Annotated in this window: 23 protein-coding genes; 19 read left to right on the top strand and 4 right to left on the bottom strand. The window is 62.9% G+C overall.

Annotated features, from left to right (window positions below; genetic code table 11):
- Window positions 1–600 precede the first annotated feature (600 nt).
- The gene (locus ACUXUR_RS26195; protein WP_445505286.1) at window positions 601–2,640 is read left to right on the top strand and encodes a M23 family metallopeptidase; all 2,040 of its coding nucleotides are present in this window, start codon (window positions 601–603) and stop codon (window positions 2,638–2,640) included.
- Window positions 2,641–2,648: 8 nt separating this feature from the next.
- Entirely contained in the window at window positions 2,649–3,566 is a 918-nt protein-coding gene (locus ACUXUR_RS26190; RefSeq protein ID WP_445505285.1) for an AEC family transporter, read from the top strand.
- Here ACUXUR_RS26190 and gluQRS read toward each other — a convergent pair.
- Window positions 3,563–4,441: a tRNA glutamyl-Q(34) synthetase GluQRS gene (gene gluQRS / locus ACUXUR_RS26185; protein ID WP_445505284.1), complete on the bottom strand. Its 879-nt coding sequence runs from the start codon at window positions 4,439–4,441 to the stop codon at window positions 3,563–3,565. The two genes, ACUXUR_RS26190 and gluQRS, sit on opposite strands and share 4 nt — an antisense overlap.
- A gap of 33 nt (window positions 4,442–4,474) precedes the next feature.
- Here gluQRS and ACUXUR_RS26180 point away from each other — a divergent pair, with 33 nt between their 5' ends.
- Window positions 4,475–5,122, top strand: a complete 648-nt coding sequence (locus ACUXUR_RS26180; protein WP_445505283.1) for a DNA-3-methyladenine glycosylase family protein — start codon at window positions 4,475–4,477, stop codon at window positions 5,120–5,122.
- A 4-nt stretch (window positions 5,123–5,126) separates the two neighbouring features.
- Here ACUXUR_RS26180 and ACUXUR_RS26175 read toward each other — a convergent pair whose 3' ends face one another.
- Both ACUXUR_RS26175 and ACUXUR_RS26170 read right to left on the bottom strand, forming a co-directional pair.
- Entirely contained in the window at window positions 5,127–5,900 is a 774-nt protein-coding gene (locus ACUXUR_RS26175; protein WP_445505282.1) for an HpcH/HpaI aldolase family protein, read from the bottom strand.
- Between the two features lie 64 nt (window positions 5,901–5,964).
- The gene (locus tag ACUXUR_RS26170; RefSeq protein WP_445505281.1) at window positions 5,965–6,288 is read right to left on the bottom strand and encodes a DUF1476 domain-containing protein; all 324 of its coding nucleotides are present in this window, start codon (window positions 6,286–6,288) and stop codon (window positions 5,965–5,967) included.
- 236 nt (window positions 6,289–6,524) lie between these two features.
- On the opposite strand from ACUXUR_RS26170, the gene purC reads away from it, so the two are divergent.
- The 8 genes from purC to ACUXUR_RS26130 all read left to right on the top strand — a co-directional run bounded on the left by purC (window position 6,525) and on the right by ACUXUR_RS26130 (window position 12,621).
- On the top strand, window positions 6,525–7,319 hold the full coding sequence (gene purC, locus ACUXUR_RS26165; protein ID WP_445505280.1) for a phosphoribosylaminoimidazolesuccinocarboxamide synthase: 795 nt from the start codon (window positions 6,525–6,527) through the stop codon (window positions 7,317–7,319).
- A 103-nt stretch (window positions 7,320–7,422) separates the two neighbouring features.
- Window positions 7,423–8,184, top strand: coding sequence for a hypothetical protein (locus ACUXUR_RS26160; protein ID WP_445505279.1), 762 nt, complete (start codon window positions 7,423–7,425; stop codon window positions 8,182–8,184).
- A gap of 126 nt (window positions 8,185–8,310) precedes the next feature.
- Window positions 8,311–8,550 (top strand): phosphoribosylformylglycinamidine synthase subunit PurS, encoded by a 240-nt coding sequence (gene purS, locus ACUXUR_RS26155; RefSeq protein WP_445505278.1) that lies wholly within the window; start codon window positions 8,311–8,313, stop codon window positions 8,548–8,550.
- 7 nt (window positions 8,551–8,557) lie between these two features.
- The gene (gene purQ, locus ACUXUR_RS26150) at window positions 8,558–9,256 is read left to right on the top strand and encodes a phosphoribosylformylglycinamidine synthase subunit PurQ (RefSeq protein ID WP_445505277.1); all 699 of its coding nucleotides are present in this window, start codon (window positions 8,558–8,560) and stop codon (window positions 9,254–9,256) included.
- A 23-nt stretch (window positions 9,257–9,279) separates the two neighbouring features.
- Window positions 9,280–11,490 carry a phosphoribosylformylglycinamidine synthase subunit PurL gene (gene purL / locus ACUXUR_RS26145; protein ID WP_445505276.1) on the top strand — a complete coding sequence of 737 codons (2,211 nt, stop codon included), beginning with the start codon at window positions 9,280–9,282 and terminating at the stop codon, window positions 11,488–11,490.
- A 12-nt stretch (window positions 11,491–11,502) separates the two neighbouring features.
- Window positions 11,503–11,739 (top strand): BolA family protein, encoded by a 237-nt coding sequence (locus ACUXUR_RS26140; protein WP_134495007.1) that lies wholly within the window; start codon window positions 11,503–11,505, stop codon window positions 11,737–11,739.
- 43 nt (window positions 11,740–11,782) lie between these two features.
- A complete protein-coding gene (gene grxD / locus ACUXUR_RS26135) occupies window positions 11,783–12,118 on the top strand; it encodes a Grx4 family monothiol glutaredoxin (RefSeq protein ID WP_047191266.1) in 336 nt (111 codons plus the stop codon).
- Window positions 12,119–12,297: 179 nt separating this feature from the next.
- Window positions 12,298–12,621 carry a hypothetical protein gene (locus tag ACUXUR_RS26130; protein WP_445505275.1) on the top strand — a complete coding sequence of 108 codons (324 nt, stop codon included), beginning with the start codon at window positions 12,298–12,300 and terminating at the stop codon, window positions 12,619–12,621.
- Window positions 12,622–12,677: 56 nt separating this feature from the next.
- Here ACUXUR_RS26130 and tlpA read toward each other — a convergent pair whose 3' ends face one another.
- A complete protein-coding gene (gene tlpA / locus ACUXUR_RS26125; RefSeq protein WP_445505274.1) occupies window positions 12,678–13,319 on the bottom strand; it encodes a thiol:disulfide interchange protein TlpA in 642 nt (213 codons plus the stop codon).
- Window positions 13,320–13,539: 220 nt separating this feature from the next.
- Between tlpA and ACUXUR_RS26120 the strand changes: the two genes are divergently transcribed.
- The 8 genes from ACUXUR_RS26120 to ACUXUR_RS26085 all read left to right on the top strand — a co-directional run bounded on the left by ACUXUR_RS26120 (window position 13,540) and on the right by ACUXUR_RS26085 (window position 20,614).
- Entirely contained in the window at window positions 13,540–13,839 is a 300-nt protein-coding gene (locus ACUXUR_RS26120) for a hypothetical protein (protein WP_445505273.1), read from the top strand.
- A gap of 150 nt (window positions 13,840–13,989) precedes the next feature.
- Window positions 13,990–14,229, top strand: coding sequence for an LPS translocon maturation chaperone LptM (gene lptM, locus ACUXUR_RS26115; RefSeq protein WP_445505272.1), 240 nt, complete (start codon window positions 13,990–13,992; stop codon window positions 14,227–14,229).
- A 9-nt stretch (window positions 14,230–14,238) separates the two neighbouring features.
- Window positions 14,239–15,507: a diaminopimelate decarboxylase gene (gene lysA, locus ACUXUR_RS26110; RefSeq protein ID WP_445505271.1), complete on the top strand. Its 1,269-nt coding sequence runs from the start codon at window positions 14,239–14,241 to the stop codon at window positions 15,505–15,507.
- A gap of 177 nt (window positions 15,508–15,684) precedes the next feature.
- The gene (locus tag ACUXUR_RS26105; RefSeq protein WP_445505270.1) at window positions 15,685–18,267 is read left to right on the top strand and encodes a TIGR02302 family protein; all 2,583 of its coding nucleotides are present in this window, start codon (window positions 15,685–15,687) and stop codon (window positions 18,265–18,267) included.
- A 96-nt stretch (window positions 18,268–18,363) separates the two neighbouring features.
- Complete coding sequence (locus tag ACUXUR_RS26100; RefSeq protein ID WP_445505269.1) at window positions 18,364–18,555, top strand: twin transmembrane helix small protein; 192 nt, start codon at window positions 18,364–18,366, stop codon at window positions 18,553–18,555.
- Between the two features lie 106 nt (window positions 18,556–18,661).
- Window positions 18,662–19,252 (top strand): acyloxyacyl hydrolase, encoded by a 591-nt coding sequence (locus tag ACUXUR_RS26095; RefSeq protein WP_445505268.1) that lies wholly within the window; start codon window positions 18,662–18,664, stop codon window positions 19,250–19,252.
- A 27-nt stretch (window positions 19,253–19,279) separates the two neighbouring features.
- Window positions 19,280–19,855, top strand: a complete 576-nt coding sequence (locus ACUXUR_RS26090; protein ID WP_445505267.1) for a cob(I)yrinic acid a,c-diamide adenosyltransferase — start codon at window positions 19,280–19,282, stop codon at window positions 19,853–19,855.
- A gap of 9 nt (window positions 19,856–19,864) precedes the next feature.
- A complete protein-coding gene (locus tag ACUXUR_RS26085; protein ID WP_445505266.1) occupies window positions 19,865–20,614 on the top strand; it encodes a rhomboid family intramembrane serine protease in 750 nt (249 codons plus the stop codon).
- The last annotated feature ends 216 nt before the right edge of the window (window positions 20,615–20,830 follow it).

Raw genomic sequence — 20,830 nt, 5'->3', positions numbered from 1 at the left:
AGCATCACAAGATGCAGTTTCCGATGACAACAGCGCCTCAGTCCGGTTTTACCCGGCTTGAGCCGCCAGCCTGTCAGGGAAACATCGGAGCCGCCATTCCCTAGCAGCGCCGCGATGAACCTGATTTAGGATCATTCGTATTCTTTGTCAACCCCGTTTTCGAGAAACCCGAGAACCGAGCCGACCCTCACCCGAAGATGAGTCCTCCGCAGAACGTGCTTTTTGCCCTGACTTACGTCAGGCCAAGGAGCCTGCATTCGAAGGAGGTCTTGGCGCCATCCGCAATCAGCGGCGGCGTCGATGGGCGGGTTATAAGCCCGTCGTCTTTCCCCTGTCAACACGCTTGTGAAAGTTTTTTGACGGCCTTTCGGAAACCGCGCAGTCCGGGCCTTCGACAGAACCACTTCACAGGATTCCGCAGGCGTTGCCTCACTGCGGACACAGTGAGGATTGAAGCAGCGCTCCCGACGGCGCCTCGTTTCGAAGAGACAGTCCCGCACAGGCCTCAACCGTTAAGCCTGTGCCGGTGACCTCTCTTGTGCTAGAGCGCCTTCAGCATCTATGCAGTAAGATAACCCATCGACCGCGATAAAGATTGTCATGAGCCATGTTCCTCCAGATGACATCCAGCCGAGGGCTTCCCGCAGGGAAACCTTGCGCCTGTCGTCCGGAATCGAACTCGGCCATGAGCCCGCTTTGAGCTCCAACGGTGCGACCGCCCCGGAAGTGGACAAGCGGGACATCAACCTGCGCTGGCTCGGCGCCAGTATTCTGACGGGCGTCACCGGCGCGGTTCTGATCGGTGCCTCCATCCATGTTGCGATCGAGGCAGCAACCACATCCGCTCAGCCTCCCGAGCGGGCGGCCCTGAATGCCCAGCTTCAGTCCGGCATGGAAGAAGAGCGCGCCTCAAATGTTGCCCGCAAGGGCGACAGGCTGAACATGACGGAGATGACGGCATCCGCGAAGCAGAGCTTCAAAGCTCCCATGACGATCCGCAATGGTGATCGCGAGGCCATCAAGGTTCGGCAATTCGTGCGGATTGCCACCAACCTCTCCCTGACGACCGGCACCTACGCCTCCGATATTCCTCCGTTCAACCCCCTGCGCCTCTTTGCGGAGGATGTGCAGGAAAAGATCGATCAGGTGCCTGAAATCTCGGACGCGGATGTCTCCGTGGTCCGGCGGGACCTGGCCGCCATGGTCATCGAGGCCAGCGCACCGTCTCTGACCGACAACGATGTCATGGCCATCCTGGAAGAGGAGCGCCGCGTTGCGGGCGAAACCGGGCGCCGCACCTCCGTTCCGATCCCGGCCCAGCAGATGCTGTCGCGCACCTTGCGCCAGCCCGATGGGCTCGGCGATGCTCTGGGCTATGCCCATGTCGTGGATACTGCCTTCAGCACGATCGAAGTCCGGGTCATGCCCGAGAACGTCACCGAGCTGCCCAAGATCGAACAGAAGGCCGTCGCCCCCTTGATCGAGGAGCGCGATGTGGTTCTCCGGAAGGGCGAGACGCTGGAGACGATCCTGCGCAGCTATGGGGCGACCCCGCAGCAGATCGCGGCGATCACCACGGCTCTGTCGGCACGGATGCAGGTCGCATCGATGATGGAAGGTCAGCGCCTTCGCATTCTCATCGCGCCCGGTCCGCGCCTGGGCGACCCCAGGCAGATCGTGCGTGTCATTGCCTTTGGCGAAAAAGGGATCGAAGGAATTGCCGCCACGAACGACCGCGGCATCTTCGTATCTGTGACGCCCCCCGTGGACCCCTCCAACCGCAAGGGCAACGAGGCCCCCGAGGAGGACGATGTCGCCGAGGACGAGGAACCCGGCGGAACCCGCCTCTACGAGAGCCTCTACGAGACCGCCCTCAAGAACGACCTTCCGCGTCAAACCGTGGACGAGCTCGTGCGCATCTTCGGGTACGACGTCGATTTCCAGCGCCGCGTCTCGCAGGGGGACACCTTCGAGGTTTTCTTCGGTACGGATGACGACGGCGGATCGCCGGAAGTCCTCTATGCCTCGCTGACAGTGGGCGGGGAATCGCGCAGCGTCTATCGCTACCAGGGCGATGACGGGACCATCGATTACTTCGACACGACCGGACGCTCCCTCAAGAAGTTCCTGATCCGCAAACCCATCTCCGATGGCATCCTGCGTTCGGGCTTCGGCTCGCGCTTCCATCCGATCCTCGGCTATTCCCGGCCGCATACGGGCATCGACTGGGCCAACAAGGTCGGCACGCCTATCCTGGCCGCCGGCAACGGAACGATCCGCTTCGCCGACTGGAAGTCCGGTTATGGACGCCATATCGAGATTCAGCACGCCAACGGCTATGTCACGACCTATTCCCACATGTCGGGCTTCGCCAAGAACATGGCTCCGGGCACCAGGGTTCGTCAGGGCCAAGTCATCGGCTACCTCGGCAGCACGGGCCTCTCGACGGGCCCGCACCTCCACTACGAAGTGCTCATCAACGGCAGCTTCGTCGATCCGCTGAAGATCCGCCTGCCACAAGGGCGTGAACTCGATGGCCGCAGCCTTGCCGATTTCAAGCGCCAACGCGAACAGGTGGACGAGCTCATGGCCCATGGGGCCGCATCGGCGAGCCTCTCCCAGCGTGCAGACCTGCGCTGATCCTCATCATGCTTGACCTCGTTATGATCGTCTTTCCGGTCTTCGGCCTGATCGGGATCGGCTATATCGCACGCCAGACGAGCTTCGTGTCCGAGCGCATGGGTGAGGGTCTCTCCGAATTCGTCTTCACCCTCTCCGTGCCATGCCTGATCTTCCGCACTCTCGTGAAGGCCGAGATTCCGGAGGTGCAGCCGTGGGGCTACTGGATCGCCTACTTCGTGGGTGTGGCTGTGGCATGGGTGCTCGCCACCACGATCGGCAGGCGCTTCTTCGGGATCAAGGGTGTATCGAGCGTCGTGGCCGGTTTCTCGGCAGGCCAAGCCAATACCGTCTTCGTGGGTGTGCCCATGATCCTCAAGGCTTATGGCGACGAGGGCGCGGTGCCACTCTTTCTGCTGCTCGCGGTGCATCTGCCGGTGACCATGACGCTCGCCACGGTGCTGGCCGAAGGACGCCAGGCTTCGCCCCTGATCATCCTGCGCCGACTGGCAACGCACCCCATCGTCATCGGCATTTTGGCAGGCTCTGCCCTTCGCCCCATCGCCCATGCCGTTCCGGCACCGCTCTGGCAGATCGTGGACCTGCTCGCGAGCGCGGCCGTTCCCTGCGCTCTGATTTCTATGGGCATCGCCCTGCGCCGCTACGGGATGAAGATGGGCTGGAAGCTGCCGACGGTCATTTCCGTTCTCAAGCTCGTTGTGCATCCGCTCGTGGTGCTGCTCCTCGCCAACTACGTGTTCGAGATGCCACCTGTCTGGGCGGGAGTAGCCGTGCTCTTCGCCTCGTGTCCCTCAGGTATCAACGCCTATCTGTTCGCGGAGCGCTACAATGAGGGCGTCGCCTTGGCATCGAGCGCGGTGACGCTCTCGACGGCTCTGGCGCTCGGCACCACTCTGCTGTGGCTCTACGTGCTGGGTGTGGGTTAAGGCGCAAAGCCGAGCTTTTGCCGGATCTCGGCAGCTGTTACACCTCGTGCCCGCAACTCGAACAAGGCTTCCGATTTTCTGCTCTTTGCGAGCTTGTCCCCGCCCGGATTGAGGATCAGCCCGTGATGGTGGTAGAGCGGCGTGGCCAAGCCGAGCAGCTCCTGCAGGAGCACGTGCAGATCGGTTGCGGCCTCGAGATCCTGGCCGCGCACCACATGGGTGACGCCCTGCAGTGCATCGTCCACGACGACGGAGAGATGATAGCTCGTCGGCACATCCTTGCGCACGATCACGGTATCGCCCCAGCGCCAGGGATCAGCCTCAACGACTTCTTCATCGCCATCGGGAGAAAACCGCGTGAAGGTGTGGGGGCCGGGAGAACGTTTCCGCACGGCCTCGCTGTCGATGCGCCACGCATGCGGCTCGCCGGCGCCGATCCTTCTCGCGACCTCCTCGGAAGAAAGCCCCTTGCAGATCCCCGGATAAAGGGGAGCGCCGTCAGGATCGCGCGGCCAAGCCTTGCCGCTCTGCGCCTCGATTACCTCGACCTTCTCCGCAATGTGCCTGCGGGAGCAGAAGCAGGGATAGACGAGTCCCCTGCCCTTCAGCACCTGGAAGGCGGCCCCGTAATCCGAGAAATGTTCCGCCTGCCGGCGCACCGGCTTCTCCCAGTGAAGACCGAGCCAGGCGAGATCCTCGTAAATCGCCCTCTCGTATTCCGGACGGCAGCGTGTGATATCGATATCCTCGATGCGCAGCAGGAAGCGGCCGTCGAGCCGGCGGGCGAGGGCATCGTTGAGCAGGGCCGAATAGGCATGGCCAAGGTGAAGCCGTCCGTTGGGGCTGGGAGCAAATCGGAATACGGGCTGCGTCACGGACGGCCTTCAAGGGAGCAAGGAACGGATTTGATGGCCACCCTCCTCGAAACGGAAGCGGTTCTCAAGAGGGGACTGAAGGCGCTCGCCAAGGCAGATCCCGTCATGGCGGCGCTTGTCGCCGATGGCGTCACCCCGAAGCTGCGCAAGCGCCCGCCGGGTTTCGAGGGCCTGGCCTGGATCATTGTCGGGCAGCAGGTCTCGACGGCGAGCGCCGCGGCGATCTGGGGCCGGCTGAGAATGATCCTCGATCCACCGAGCCCGGAATGCTTCCTGAGCCTTTCGGACGAGGAGCTGCGTGCGGCAGGCCTCTCGGCCATGAAGGTCAGGACGATCCGTGCAACCGCCTCCGCAATCATCGAAGGATTGCTGCCGCTCGACCGACTGCATGAACTTCCGGCTGACGAGGCTCATGACCTCCTCACTGGGGTGAAGGGCATCGGCCCCTGGACGGCGGACATTTACCTGCTCTTCTGCCTCGGCCATCCCGATGCTTTTCCAGGCGGGGATCTCGCCGTTCAGGAGGCTGCCCGGATCGCGTATGGCTTGGACATGCGGCCCGATGCGAGGGCGCTGACGGCTCTTGCGGAGCGCTGGCGCCCCTGGCGGGGTGTGGCCGCCAAGGTGCTTTGGGCCTATTACCGTGTGGCCAAGGCGCGGGAGGGCAGCCCCGTCACGTAAGGCGTCAGCCCTGCTGGGCTGCGGCCAACGAGGCCTGGGCACCGGCGCGCAGCATGCTGCTGTCGCTGCCGATGGAGACCATGTTGAAGCCCTTGCGGGCAAGCTCCCCGGCGCGTGCACCCGAAGGAGCATAGATGCCGGCGATCTTGTCGGCCGCCCTCACCCGGGCGAGCACGTGGTCCAGGGCCTTGTCGACCTCGGGGCTGGACGGGTCCACACCCCTGCCACCCGACAGCGCAATGGAGAGGTCCGCCGGACCGATGAAGACGCCGTCGATACCGGGGACTTCCAAGATGTCATCCAAAATGGCGAGCGCTTCTCGGGTCTCCACCATGGCGAAGGAGACGGTGAGATCGTTGGCCTGGCGCAGGTACTCTGCAGGCTCGAGACCCGAGAGGGAGATCGCGCCATAGGCGCCCCAGCTCCGCGCGCCCACGGGCGGGAACTTCATGAAGGAGGCGAAGCGCCGAGCATCCTCGATGGTGTTGATCATAGGCGCGATCACCCCCGAGACGCCGGCGTCCAGGAAGCGCGAGGCAGTGGCGAACTCGCCCACCGGAATCCGCACGAGAGCCGGCTTTCCCGCCGCTGCGATCAGCGGCACGGCCCGGAGGGCGGCGGCAAAGTCGATGGTGCCGTGCTGCATGTCCATCACCACCGCATCGAACTCCTCCCGCGCGAGAAGCCCCGGAACGGAAGGCTCAGGAATGCCGCACCAGGCCGTGAGCAGGGGCGTGCCCCCTCTGAGGAGGTCGGGGAAGGATGGATTGATCAGCATGATGCTCTTTTCTTGTAATGGCGTTTCTGTTGGTTCGAACTGAAGCTTAAACGGCAGGCGGGGCTCATAGCCCCGCCTTGATCTCCTCGATGGCCTGGGCCATCAGCTGTTGCAGCTTGGCGCCCAGCTCGGCCTCGCCCATGGTCTTGCCCGCACTGTCGAGATCCTGCCGGACCTTGCGAAGCACATCCGCATCCCCCGGCTCCTGGAAATCGGCCCGGACGACGGTTCTGGCATAGGCGTCGGCCTCATCGCCGGTCTTGCCCAGCTGTTCGGCGACCCAGAGTCCGAGCAGCTTGTTGCGGCGGGCCGTGGCCTTGAAGCGCAGTTCCTGGTCGTGGGCGAATTGCTTCTCGAAAGTGTCTTCGCGCTCGTTGAAAAGGGTCATGGATGGTCCTCTCTAACTGGTCCCGTCATGCGATATAAGGGCGCACTCGCGCCAACGCCATGCCATTCCTATCTAGAAGAAGGTGCTTAAGGAGGCTTTTAAAGCCTGCCCCTCCCCTGCGCGTTGTGCTCGTCCTATGGATCGGATAGGTTGCCCTCAAGCGGAGCGCTGGTTTAAAGCCGCGCCTACGCCGGCCGCGGAACTGCACCAATTTTGACCCAGGAGCCCACGGCAATATGGATTTTCTCAAACCACGGTACACGCCTATGAATCGTCGCCGTCGCGTCTATGAGGGCAAGGCGAAGGTCCTCTATGAGGGCCCCGAACCCGGAACGCTCATCCAGCACTTCAAGGATGACGCCACCGCCTTCAACGCCAAGAAACATGAAGTGATCGACGGCAAGGGCGTGCTCAACAACCGGATCTCGGAATTCCTTTTCCAGCATCTGAACGATATCGGCGTTCCCACTCACTTCATCCGCCGCCTGAACATGCGCGAGCAGCTGATTCGCGAGGTGGAGATCATCCCCCTTGAGGTCGTCGTGCGGAACGTCGCGGCGGGCTCGCTCGCCAAGAGACTCGGCCTCGAGGAAGGGACGCAGCTTCCCCGCTCGATCATCGAATTCTATTACAAGAACGACGAGCTGGGCGATCCGATGGTCTCGGAAGAGCACATCACCGCCTTCGGCTGGGCCTCCCCTCAGGAAATCGACGACATCATGGCGCTCGCCATCCGCGTCAACGATTTCCTGTCCGGCCTCTTCCTCGGCGTCGGCATTCGCCTGGTGGACTTCAAGCTGGAGACGGGCCGCCTCTGGGAGGGCGAGCTGATGCGGATCGTCGTTGCCGACGAGATCTCCCCCGATTCCTGCCGTCTCTGGGATATCAAGTCCAAGGACAAGCTCGACAAGGACCGCTTCCGCCGCGACATGGGCGGGCTGGTGGAGGCCTACACGGAGGTCGCCCGCCGCCTCGGCATCCTGGCGGAGAACGAGAGCATCGTGACCGGCGGTCCGCGCCTCGTGCAGTAAAGAAGCAGCCTTTGAATGGTATGAAAGCCCGGCCCGAGCGCCGGGCTTTCTCGTGGAAGCACCGCTCTTTTCTCTCCCGCTTGCGGGGAGGGGCAGGAGTGGGATGGAAGAACTGGGTGAGCGAGGGTTCAACTCGCTCGTCATCCCCGGCCTTGGGCCGGGGATCCACGTCTTTGATCCGTGGTGGCTCCAAAACGTGGATGGCCGGGTCAAGCCCGGCCATGACGGCAGTGTCATGCTCTGCCCTTGCGCCCCCACCAGCCCCTCGCAAGGGAGAGGGAAGAAACGCCCCATCGACCTCGTCACGGGTTTGACGTTACAAGGAACCATGCCGCTTCGCCTGCTCTCCCGCACCCTGATCCTGCTCGTCGCCATTGGCCTCGCCGCTTGCGACCACATTCCCCGCACCGTGGCGGGCCTTCCGATGGATGCCTCCTGGGATGCCCTGCCCTTACGCAAATGGCTCGCCGAGGACCGGGCCGAGCCCATCGCCCTCTCGTTCTGCGCCCCGCCCTCCTGCAGCCCGGGTCTGGCCGTCAGCGTTATTCGCCTGAAAGGCAGGGACGCCGCAATCACGGACACCATTCTCAAGGATCCGGAGCGCCTCGCCCGCGCCCTTCGCTCCCCTGTCGATCCCAAGAAGCCGGTGCGGACGGAAGTTTCCGTCGAGCGCCTGAAGGACGCGCCCTATCCGGGCTTCACGATCAGCCTGACTCCCATGGACGGCAAAAAGCCCCCCGCCTTCGGTGCTGCCCTGGGCCACCGTTCCGGCAAGGATCTGAAGGTTGTCTTGGTGATCGGCCTCTCCCCCGAGGTGGTGCAGCAGACGGCCCGTGACGTCGCTGCCCGTGAATTGGGCACATGAGCCGAAATTCCGCATAATCTTGCGGCGAACCGGTGACCACTTCACCGGATCATGCTCCGAAGCCGTTGTTTCTTGCGGCTAATGGCTTTATGGCGTGGGGCACATCGCAACAGCCTGAGGCCTCCCATGAAAGCTCGCGTCACCGTCACTCTCAAGAACGGCGTTCTCGACCCCCAAGGCAAGGCTATCGAAGGGGCCTTGAAGTCCCTCGGCGTGGACGGCATCGCCGGCGTTCGCCAGGGCAAGGTCTTCGACATCGAGCTCGAAACCGCAGACAAGACCCAGGCCGAGGCCTCGCTGAAGGCGGCCTGCGAGAAGCTGCTTGCGAATACCGTAATCGAAAACTACCGCGTCGAGATCGTGTGAGGCTGACATGAAATCCGCTGTCATCGTCTTCCCCGGCTCCAATCGCGAAGGCGATGTGGTGCGGGCCCTCAAGCAGGCTGGCTCCGACGTCCAGAAGGTCTGGCATGCCGAGCACGAGCTGCCCAAGGGCACGGATCTCGTGGTTCTGCCCGGCGGCTTCTCTTATGGCGACTATCTGCGCTGCGGCGCCATCGCGGGCCGCGCGGCGGTCATGGATGCGGTGAGGGCGCACGCGGCGCGCGGCGGCCTCGTGCTCGGCATCTGCAACGGCTTCCAGATCCTCTGCGAGTCGGGCCTTCTGCCCGGCATCCTGATGCGCAACGCGAACCTCAAGTTCATCTGCCATCGCCAGTTCCTGAAAGTGGAGCGCAACGACACCGCCTTCACCAAGCGTTATGCGCAGGGGCAGGCCATCGACGTCTGCGTCGCGCATGGCGAGGGCAATTACACGGCGGATGGGGAGACGCTGGAGCGGCTCGAAGGCGAAGGCCTCATCGCCTTCCGCTACTGCGATGCGCAAGGCCATGTGACGGCTGACGCCAACCGCAACGGCTCCATGAACTCCATCGCGGGCATCTACTCCGACAAGCTCAACGTGCTCGGCATGATGCCTCATCCGGAAAACCTGATCGAAGATCTCGTGGGCGGCACCGATGGGCGCGGCCTGTTCGAGAGCCTCGTGTCGTCTTTCCCCCGCGCTGCCTGATTTCTTCAAGAGACGAGACACTGATGATCCGCAACGACGTCGCCATCACCCCGGAGCTGGTCAAGGAGCACGGGCTTAAAGCCGACGAATACGATCGCTTCGTGAAGCTTATCGGCCGCGAGCCGACGCTCACCGAGCTCGGCATCGTCTCCGCCATGTGGAACGAGCACTGCTCGTACAAGTCCTCGCGCATCCATCTGCGCGGCCTGCCGACCAAGGCGCCCTGGGTGATCCAGGGCCCGGGCGAGAACGCGGGCGTGATCGATATCGGCGACGGGTTGGCCTGCATCTTCAAGATGGAAAGCCACAACCACCCGTCCTTCATCGAGCCCTATCAGGGCGCGGCGACGGGCGTTGGCGGCATTCTTCGCGACGTGTTCACCATGGGCGCGCGCCCGATCGCATCGCTCAACTTCCTGCGCTTCGGCGAGCCGGATCATCCGAAGACGCCTCACCTCGTCTCTGGCGTGGTGGCGGGCATCGGCGGCTACGGCAACTCCTTCGGCGTGCCGACGGTAGGCGGCAGCGTCGGCTTCGACAAGCGCTACAACGGCAACATCCTCGTCAACGCCATGGCGGTCGGCCTCGCGCGCACGGACGAAATCTTCTACGCGAAGGCCACCGGCGTCGGAAACCCGATCGTCTATCTCGGCTCCAAGACCGGCCGCGACGGCATCCACGGCGCCACCATGGCCTCCGCCGAATTCGACGATGCGTCGGAGGAGAAGCGCCCCACCGTGCAGGTCGGCGATCCCTTCGCCGAGAAGCTGCTGTTAGAGGCCTGCCTCGAACTCATGAAGTCCGGCGCGGTGATCGCGATCCAGGACATGGGCGCTGCCGGTCTCACCAGCTCCGCGGTCGAGATGGGCGCGAAGGGCAATCTCGGCGTCGAACTCGACCTCGACAAGGTGCCCTGCCGCGAAGAGGGCATGACGGCCTACGAGATGATGCTCTCCGAGAGCCAGGAGCGCATGCTCATGGTGCTCAAGCCCGGCATGGAAAAGCAGGCCGAGGCCATCTTCCACAAGTGGGGCCTGGACTTCGCCGTCATCGGCAAGACCACCGACACGCTGCGCTTCGTCATCAAGCACCAGGGCGAGGTGAAGGCCGATCTCCCGATCAAGGAGCTCGGCGACGAGGCTCCGATCTATGACCGTCCGTGGGTGGAATATCCCAAGCAGCCCATGATCGCGCCGGAAAGCGTGAAGGCTCCGATGTCGGAAGCCGAAGCGCTTCTGAAGCTCGTCGGCTCGCCGGACCAATGCTCGAAGCGCTGGGTGTGGGAGCAGTACGATCACCTCATCCTCGGCAACACCGTGCAGACGCCAGGTGGCGATGCGGCCATTGTGCGCGTCGAGGACGGACCGAAGGGCCTTGCGCTCACCACCGACGTGACGCCGCGCTATTGCGAGGCCGACCCTTTCGAGGGCGGCAAACAGGCGGTGGCGGAAGCCTGGCGCAACATCACGGCGGTCGGCGGTCTGCCGCTCGCGATTACCGACAACCTCAACTTCGCAAGCCCCGAGCGGCCAGAATCCATGGGCCAGTTCGTAGGCTGTCTGAAGGGCATCGGCGAAGCCTGCCGCGAACTCGACTTCCCGGTCGTGTCCGGCAACGTCTCGCTCTACAACGAGACCAACGGCCAGGGCATTCTTCCCACTCCCGCCATCGGCGGCGTGGGCCTCATCGACGATGTGACGGTGAATGCCTCCATCGCCTTCAAGAACGAGGGCGAGGCCATCATTCTGATCGGAGCCACGCAGGGCTGGCTCGGCCAGTCGATCTATCTCCGCGACATCTGCGGCCGCGAGGAAGGGGCTCCGCCGCCAGTAGACCTCGCTGCGGAAAAGCGCAACGGCGACTTCATCCGCCAGCTCATCCGTTCCGGTCAGGTGAAGACGGTGCACGACTGCTCCGACGGTGGCATTGCACTGGCACTCGCCGAAATGGCGATGGCAGGCAACGTCGGCGCCGAGATCACGGCTATGCCGGAAGGCATGCCGCTCCACGCCTTCCTCTTCGGCGAGGATCAGGCGCGCTATCTCATTGCCGTCGATGAGGATGCGGCCGCCGACATTCTCTACGAGGCCAGCGCTGTCGGCATCCAGGCTGTGACGCTGGGCATGACGGGCGGCGATTCGTTGATTCTGCCGGGCCGGCAGGCCATATCCGTGAAGCAGCTGAAGACGGCTCACGAATCCTGGTTGCCTGACTACATGGCCGGAAAAGCCTGAGGAGTTTGATCCATGGCAATGGATGCACGCGATATCGAGAGCATGATCAAGGCCGCCCTGCCGGATGCGGTCGTCGAGATCAAGGATCTGGCGGGCGACGGCGACCATTACGCCGCCACCGTCACGTCTTCGGCCTTCAAGGGCAAGTCCCGGGTCCAGCAGCACCAGATGGTCTATGCGGCGCTGCAGGGCCGCATGGGCGGCGCGCTCCATGCCCTTGCATTGACGACGCTGGCACCCGACAATTGAAGATGAACCCAGCGCCTTGACCGCTGCGGAACAGGAGACCTCCATGGCTGACGCCAACCAGATCATCGACAACGAAGTGAAATCCAACGACGTGGTGCTGTTCATGAAGGGCACGCCGCAATTCCCCATGTGCGGGTTCTCGAGCCAAGTGGTCCAGATCCTCAACTACCTGGGTGTGCCCTATAAAGGCATCAACGTGCTCGAGGACGAGACCATCCGCCAGGGCATCAAGGATTATTCCAACTGGCCGACCATTCCCCAGCTCTATGTGAAGGGCGAGTTCATCGGCGGCTGCGACATCACCCGCGAGATGTTCCAGGCGGGCGAGCTGCAGCAGCTCTTCGCCGACAAGGGCATCCAGGTTCAGCAGAGCGCCTGATCCGCCTTCGCATGAAGGAAGGCATCAAAGCGGGGCTTGGCCCCGCTTTTTATTGCACCGTGGCCCTGAACGGGGGCGGTTTATGTCGCATTCCGAAAAACGGCTCGGCTTCCTACATTTTGGCTCAAGAGAATGCCGCCCAGAAAAACAGAACCGGGCGGCGAAATCGGGGGTCTTCCATGTTCGAGCCAGAGACGACGAATGTCGTCCCGTTCAAGCCGCGCAAGGCAGCGGCGCCGTACCATCCCAAAACCCTGATCGAACGCATCTACGCCGCAGGCTCCCTGTCCGTGCGGGCGGATGACGTCGCCACCAAGATGGCGGCTACGATGCTGCAGCGCCTCGGGTTTCTCGTGATTGAGGAGATCTCGGCCGACGGTATCCCGCGCCCGCTCCAGAAAGGCGAGACCCGGAAGGCTATGGATCGTCCATGGCGGCTCTCGAAACCCGCCTTTTCCGGCGTGCTCGGGCAGCCAGACGGCGAGGGCGCGTTCCGGATTTAACGCTCCCTCTCAAGCGCGACCCTCATCCTGAGGAGGATGGAGGAGGTTTTGAGGAATTAGGATCTGCCGAGCGCCGTACGGATGAAGGCCAGCGCATCGGGCGAGGCCCATTCGGCAGGACCCTTCAGGAGCGCGATCTCGCAGCCCGAGGCGTCGACGACGAAGGTCGTCGGCAGCCCGACCACATGGCCCGATCTCTGCAGGACCTGGAGCAGCTTGCCGGCCGGATCGGCATAATAAGCGAGATTCCTGATGCCGTTTTCCTGCAGCCACGCCTTTGGCTTGTCGGGATTGCGCGTATCCACATTGATGGCGACCACCTGGAAATCGGCGCCGCCCAGATCCGCCTGGAGCTTGTCGAGAGCCGGCATTTCCTGTCGGCAGGGCACACACCATGTCGCCCAAAGATTGACGAGGACCATCTTGCCTTTGAAGTCGGACAGGCTCATCGGCTGTCCTTCCGGGCCATTGAAGGCAACCGCCGGCGGCAGCTGCGGGGTCTTGTCGACGCTGATCGCCGCCAACTCTCCCTTTGCAAAAGGCCGTAGCCGTTCTCCGATGGATGCTGCCGCTTCGCATTCCCTTGTGGTTCTGTCGAGGCTCGCCCTACCAAGCGAATACCAGATGGCAGCACCTCCCATCGCGCAGATGAGGAGAACGGCGGTAATCAATCGACGATGGCGGCGGTAAAGAAGCATTTTCCCAATGTTATGTGTTGCAGCGTTGTCTGCAAGTGACTCAGCTTAAGAAGGGCTGAAGTTCCAAAAGCCGAGTTACTATATGCTTCACAACTCTAATTGCATGCGAAACCACTTAAAATTGCATGTATTTTGTTTCATTCAGTTGGTTGAAGAACGAGGCTGGCGCTCCATCTGAATTTTGTCTGTATGTTATTACAGATCAAAATGAGGAGCGAACATGCCGATTTACGACCTGTACAATAGCCGCAAAAACCCGCCGTACAATAAATATACCTACCTGAAGAAAGAATATGGCGATATCTCAAAGGAGCCAGGGTTCTATTCAGGGCCTCGCTACGTAGGCGGCAAAGAGGGAGCCTGGGGCAATTCTGATTTCCTGTATACGACCCTCGGAGAGAACAACCAAAAATATTTCAAGAATCCCGCAGATTACTGGTGGCATGAGCCGCAGGATTATTCAGGGGCCTCAGGCATACGATACGCCCAACCTGTTATCCCCGATTTCCATTACTTCTAGCATGCAGAGGCGGGGGCCACCCCGCCTCTAACCTTTTCATCTCTGCACCTGCAAGACTTTATCCCCGAGAACTCCGGCCGACATCCTTAACTTCCCTCTCGCCTCTGCTAGAGGTTTGCCGCTATGGTGCGTCGCAATTCGGAGCTTCTGATGTCGCCCAGCCTATCTCTCGTCCGCATAGCTCTCGTTGCGGGCGCTCTCGTTCTTGGTCTCTCGGCCTGCGGCCGTCGCGGCGCGCTTGAGCCGCCGCCGGACGGATCTGCTCCCGAGGCGCAGCAGGGAGCCGCCGATCAGGCCACCCTGCCGTCCCCGGTCGGCACGCCCCGCTCGAAGCCCAATCGCGGCTATACCATCCCCAAAGAGCCCTTTATCCTTGACCCGCTGCTGTAAGGCCGCCTGATGCACCATTTCGCTTATCGCGACGGAGTCCTCCACGCGGAGGACGTCAGCTTGCGCCGCCTCGCGGACGAGGTCGGCACCCCATTTTATTGCTACTCCACCGCCACTCTTGAGCGGCATTATCGGGTCTTGGCCGAGGCTTTCGCGGATACGGATGCTCTCGTCTGCTACGCCATGAAGGCGAATTCCAATCAGGCGGTGCTGAAAACGCTGGCGCGCCTGGGCGCCGGCATGGACATCGTCTCGGAAGGCGAGCTGCGCCGTGCATTGGCCGCGGGCGTGCCGGGCGAACGCGTGGTGTTCTCCGGTGTCGGCAAGACAAAGACCGAGATGGCCTTTGCCCTCGACAGCGGAATCCTCTGTTTCAATGTCGAATCCGAACCTGAGCTGGAGGCTCTCTCCGAGGTCGCGCTCTCCAAGGGGCGGCGTGCACCGATTTCGATCCGCATCAACCCGGATGTGGATGCCAAGACGCACAAGAAGATTTCGACGGGCAAGTCCGAGAACAAGTTCGGCATTCCGATCTCCCGCGCCCGCGACGTCTATGCCCGCGCCGCCAAGCTGAAGGGAATCGAGATCACCGGCGTCGACATGCATATCGGCAGCCAGATCACGGATCTCACGCCTTACGACAATGCCACCGCGCTTCTGGCCGAACTCGCCCGCGACCTGATGGCGGATGGGCACAAGCTCCACCACATCGATCTCGGCGGCGGTCTCGGCGTGCCCTATCGCGAAGACAATGCGCCGCCGCCGGATCCGCAGGCCTATGCTGAGATCATCAAGCGCCACACGAAGGATCTCGGCCTCAAGCTCGTTTTTGAAATGGGCCGCCTGATCGCGGGCAATGCGGGCGTGCTGATCGCCAAGGTCATCTACGTGAAGGAGGGTGCGGATCGCACCTTCGTGATCGTCGATGCGGCGATGAACGATCTCATCCGTCCGACACTGTATGACGCCTTCCATAACATCAAGCCCGTGGTGGAGCCTTCGCCCGGCACGCCGCACATCGTTGCAGATGTGGTTGGCCCCGTGTGCGAGACGGGCGACTATCTCGCCTTGTCCCGCGACATGCCGGCGGTGAAGCCGGGCGATCTCATCGCCGTGATGACGGCAGGTGCCTACGGCGCCGTGCAGGCCACCACCTACAACACGCGCCTCCTCGTGCCGGAAGTTCTGGTGCGTGGCGCGGAGAGCGCGGTGGTGCGGCCCCGTCCCTCCTACGAGGATCTGATCGGCCTCGACCGGGTTCCCGACTGGCTGGCTTAAGGCACTTGGCCTCGAACCGGGGTCATGCTCCGCCGTTGTCCTGTCGCTGACGAGGATGTGACGCGGGAAAATCCCCTTGCGGCGCTTTGTGCCCGTTTGACGGCTGGTCATCCGGGCATGACGTGCTAGCTTCTCGACGGGGGCGTCAGCACAAGCGTGCTGCGGAGACTTTTTGGCATGAGCGAAGGCCCGAACCCGTCGCCTGCGCAGAGCAACCTGAGCAAGAGGTTCGGGCGCCTGATCACACATGCGCGCTGGTCGCTGTGGTGGGAGGATGCTTGGCCCCGGCTGTGGCTGCCCCTCGCCATCGTTCTTCTCTTCCTCACGCTGTCCTGGTTCGGTCTCTGGCTCGATGTCGCGCCCTTCTGGCGCTCGATAGGCCTGAGCCTTTTTACGGCCGCCTTCCTTCTGTCTCTGTGGCCCCTGCTGCGGCTGCGCATGCCCAGCCGCACGCGTGCTCTCGACCGTCTCGACCGCGACACCGGCCTGAGCCACGGCCCCGCTCGGGTGCTCGACGATAGCTTGGCGCTCGGCGCAACCGATCCCGGCACGCGGGCCCTCTGGTCCCTTCATCGCAAGCGGGCCGAGGAGGCCATCGGCCGGATGCGGGTCGCCCCTCCCCGCCCCGACATGCCCCGGCGCGACCGTTATGCGCTTCGGGCGGCAGGCATTCTTGCGCTTGTGACGAGCGCCTTCGTGGCAGGGCCCGAGATCGGATCGCGCCTCAAGGCGGCCTTCGACTGGCGGGAAGCGTCGGCTTCGGCGCCCGCCTTCCGTATCGATGGCTGGATCGATCCGCCGCTCTATACCCGTACGCCGCCGCTCATGATCGACCTTGCCAGGGGCCAGGACCTTCGTGCGCCGATCCGCTCCACCGTCGTCATTCGCGTCGCCGGCGACGGCACGGCGGAGATCAAGCCGGGGAAGGGCCTGACTCCCCTGCCGCCCAAGGGCAATCAGCGCGCGGACCTGCGCGAGGAGCGCTTTACGCTCGACGGCAGCACCGAGCTGACCGTCAGCACAGGCTTTGCCCACAGCGTGACACTGAAATTGGAAGCCATTCCCGACCGTATGCCCGAAATCGCCTTCACCGCCCCCCCCGAGATCAATGCACGCGGCACCTTCACCCTCGTCTACAAGGGCAAGGACGATTACGGCATTACCTCGCTCGAAGGCTTGGTGGAGAAGGCCGATGGCAGCAAAGGCCGCTCCCTGGTTCCGGCTCCTTCGCTCACGCTGACCCTCCCGAGCCACGAGGAGAATGCGCCCGACACCCGCTCTCCGGTCGATCTCACGAACCATCCCTGGGCCGGCGCGCCGGTGACCATCAGGCTCAAGGCCAAGGATGAAGCAGGGCAGGAAGCGACGAGCGAGGCCATCACCCTCACCCTGCCGCAGCGCCCCTTCACCAATCCGCTCGCGAAAGCCCTTGTGGAGCAGCGACGCAATCTCGTGCTGGCCCCCGATGATCGCAAGCGCGTGCAAATCGCCCTCGACGCCCTTCTGATCGCACCTGAGGAATTCACGCCGCAATGGGGCGTGTTCATGGGCCTGCGCACAGCGGCCGAGCGCCTGCGCGTCGCGAAGGCCGACGAGTCGCTGCTTGAAGTCGCCGACTGGCTCTGGTCCATGGCGCTGCAGATCGAGGACGGGAACCTCTCCGATGCGGAGCGGGAGCTGCGTGCTGCCCAGGAACGCCTGAAAGAGGCCATGGAGCGCGGCGCGCCCGACGACGAGATCAGGCGCCTCACGGACGAACTGCGTCAGGCCATGGACAAGTTCCTGCGCGAGTTCGCCCAGCGGATGCAGCAGAATCAGCAGGCCGAGAACCAGAACCAGCGCGCTCCCGACCGGATGATCACGCAGGACGACCTCAACCGCATGCTGCAGCAGATGGAGGACGCCATGCGCCGCGGCGACATGGCGGAGGCGCAGCGGCTCCTCGAACAGTTGCGCAACATCCTCGAAAACCTCCAGACGGCGCAGCCCAACGGCCGCATGACCGACCCGCTCTCGCGGGAGATGAATCAGGCCATGCGTGATCTCGAAGACATGGCACGTGAGCAGCAGGACCTGCGTGACGAAACGTTCCGCGAGGGCCAGAACCGGCGCATGCAGCAGGGCGACCGCAATGCTCCCCGCCAGGGACAGCGGCAAGGCCAGCGTCAGCAGGGACAGCGCCAGCAAGGGCAACAGGGCCAGCAGGGTAACGGTCAGGAACAGGGCGAAAACGGCTCCCAGGACCAGCAAGGCCTCCAGCAGAGGCAGCAGGCGCTGCGCGAGCGGCTTCAGGACTTGCAGCGGCGCATGGAAGGCATGGGCATGCAGAGCGAGCAGGGCTTCGGCGAGGCTGAAGACGCCATGCGCGAGGCCGAAGGAGCTCTCGGCCAAGGACAGGACGGACCTGCCGTCGATGCGCAAGGGCGCGCTCTCGAGAACCTCCGCCGCGGCATGCAGGGCATGGCACAACAGATGCAGCAAATGCAGCAAGGCCAGGGTAACGAGCAGGCGGGCGATCAGCCCGGTCAGGGCGAACCGCAGGGTCAGGGTCAGGCCGGACAGCAGAACAACGATCCTTTAGGCCGCCCCACCCGAAACAGGGGCTACGTGGACAACACGCGGGATGGCGTCCCTAACGTCAATGAATCGCCTGCCCAGCGGGCTCAGCGCATCCTGGAAGAGCTTCGACGCAAGCTCGGCGACCCGACGCGGCCGCAGGAAGAGCTCGACTACTTCGAACGCCTGCTTCGCAGGAACTGAGTTTAGGGTTAAGACGGGACCGGCTTCGCGCGATGAGGCCCCTTTCCTGTCCAAGGGTCCGAATCGCCGGACCTTTTCTCCGCCTGTGGAATTCCGATGACCAGCTTTGCCGATCTCATTGTCCCGATTGCCGTTCTGGCCGTTGCCTTCGTGCTGCTTCTCGGCCTCATCAACATGCTTCGCGGCGGCAGCGCCAACCGGTCGCAGCACCTCATGAGAATGCGTGTGCTGCTTCAGTTTCTCGCCATCATCGTCATCATGGGCGTAATCTGGTGGAGAGCGGCTTAGCTTTCCTCGTATTGACACTTTTTCGCCACGGTTTGTATTAAGAGAACATTAGCCATAACGGGCGTAGCCTGATGGCCTCATTCATTGAGCGGTGGATTCTCTTAAAATGCGCGCCAGCAAAGCCCTAGGCTTGAGCCTTCTGGTCCTGTTCGTAGGATCGACGAGCCTATTTGCTGCCGACGCCAGGAAGTCTCTCTCCACCACCTCGGCCCAGCCGAGTCTTCTCTCCGAATTCCGCATCGGCTTTTCCGCGCAGGACCCCTGGGGCCCCGAGGGCGAGGGCGGGTCGGCCAATCTCACCGGTGAAATTCTCCTCGCAAAGCCCTTCACGGCCTCGGATCTGTTCACGAGCTACTTCATCCCCCGTCCCCATTTCGGCGGCAGCCTGAATTTCGATGGCCGGACAAGCTTCGCCTATACGGGCCTCACGTGGACGATTGACGTCACGCCGGACCTCTTCGTGGAAGGCAGCGTGGGCGGCGCCTTCCATAACGGCAAGGACAAGGTCAGCGACCCCTTGTCGGACCGTCAGGCCCTGGGCTGTTCGCCCCTGTTTCGTGAATCCGGCTCCGTGGGCGTGCGTCTCTCCGCCAACTGGAGCGTGATGGCCACCATCGAGCACCTCTCCAATGCCGGTGCCTGCTCCGACAATCGGGGCTTGACGAATGTTGGCGCACGGGTTGGGTATTCGTTCTGATCGAATCCCTCGAACCCCGGACCCTTCATGGTCGTTCTCAATCGCATCTACACCCGCACCGGGGATAAGGGCACGACGGCTCTGGCCGCCGGCGGACGCCGCCCCAAGCACGACCTGCGCATCGAGGCTTTCGGCACGGTGGACGAAACCAATGCCTGCATCGGCATGGTTCGCCTGCACACGAAAGGCCTGCCCATCGACGCGATGCTGAACCGGATTCAGAACGATCTCTTCGATCTCGGCGCCGATCTGGCCACTGTCGAGACCGATAAGCCTCTTCCCTATGAGCCTTTGCGAATCACACAAGGTCAGGTCGACCGCCTGGAGCGGGAGATCGACGAATTGAACGCGGAGCTCAGCCCCCTCCGCTCTTTCGTCCTGCCGGGCGGAACGCCCGCCGCCGCCGCCTTGCATCTCGCCCGCACCGTCTGCCGCCGGGCCGAGCGCAATGTGGTGGAGCTTACAAGTAAGCCGGACGAGAAGGTGTCTCCCGAGGCTGTGAAATATCTCAACCGGCTCTCGGATTTTCTTTTCGTCGCCTCACGCTACCTCAATGACAAGGGCGACTTGGACGTTCTCTGGGTTCCAGGCCAGAACCGCTGAGAATGAGCCATGTTTCTTCCGCTTCACGACGGTGTTCCTCTCCAGCATATGAAAACGCCGGTCGTAGCGAGGTCCCTGATCGTCGCCTGCATCCTTGTTCATCTCGTCTTCGTTTTCGGGCCGCTGAGTCAGGATGAAATGGTCGGCGGTCTCGGACTCATCCCTGCCGTTCTCTTCGGCTTCGAGAGACTGCCTGAGGGCTATCCCTTCGTGCCGGTCTGGATGACGCTTCTCACCAACATCTTCCTGCATGGATCGTGGTTTCACCTGATCGGCAACATGCTGTTTCTCTGGGTGTTCGGCGACAATGTGGAAGATGCGATGGGGCACTTGCGCTTCCTCGCGTTCTTCGTGCTCTGCGGCGTCACCGCCAGCTTCGTGCACGCCGTCGCCTCCTTCACCATCGTGGGTGCGGGCACGCCGGAGAGTTTCATGCTGCCCACGCCGCAGCGCCCTCTCATCGGCGCCTCCGGTGGCGTGGCAGGTGTCGTCGCAGCCTATGTGATTCTTTATCCGCGCGTGCGGATCTGGGCTCTCTTTCTCGGCGGAATTCCATTGCGGCTTCCAGCCTACTGGGCCATCGGCTTCTGGTTGGCCGTACAGCTTGCCTCCGCCATTCTCGGCAGCGACGAACGGGTGGGCTGGTTTGCCCATCTTGGCGGGTTCATCGCGGGCGCTATCCTCATTCCACTCATGCGTCACCGCTACGATCCGGTTCTGGCCCGCGCCGCGGCGCAAGAATTGCAGACGCCGCGTTGACTTTCGAAGGCTTGAGGCAAGCGCATCGTGCGGAAAGGTGGCCCCGGTTTTCCGCGCCGAACAATGCGCCGCTAAAAAGGGAGCATCGGATCATTCCCAAAAGTGGATTCCACTTTCGGGTCCGATGCTCTAGGGTCCGATCCGCCTTTTTCCTATCTGTCCGGAGAGCTTGTCATGAGCCATATCCGGACCTGACCTTCAATTGAGGACAGACGA

Source organism: Microvirga medicaginis (assembly GCF_052658925.1).
Note: the sequence above shows the minus strand (reverse complement) of the source record. Positions and strands in the feature narration are given on the sequence as shown.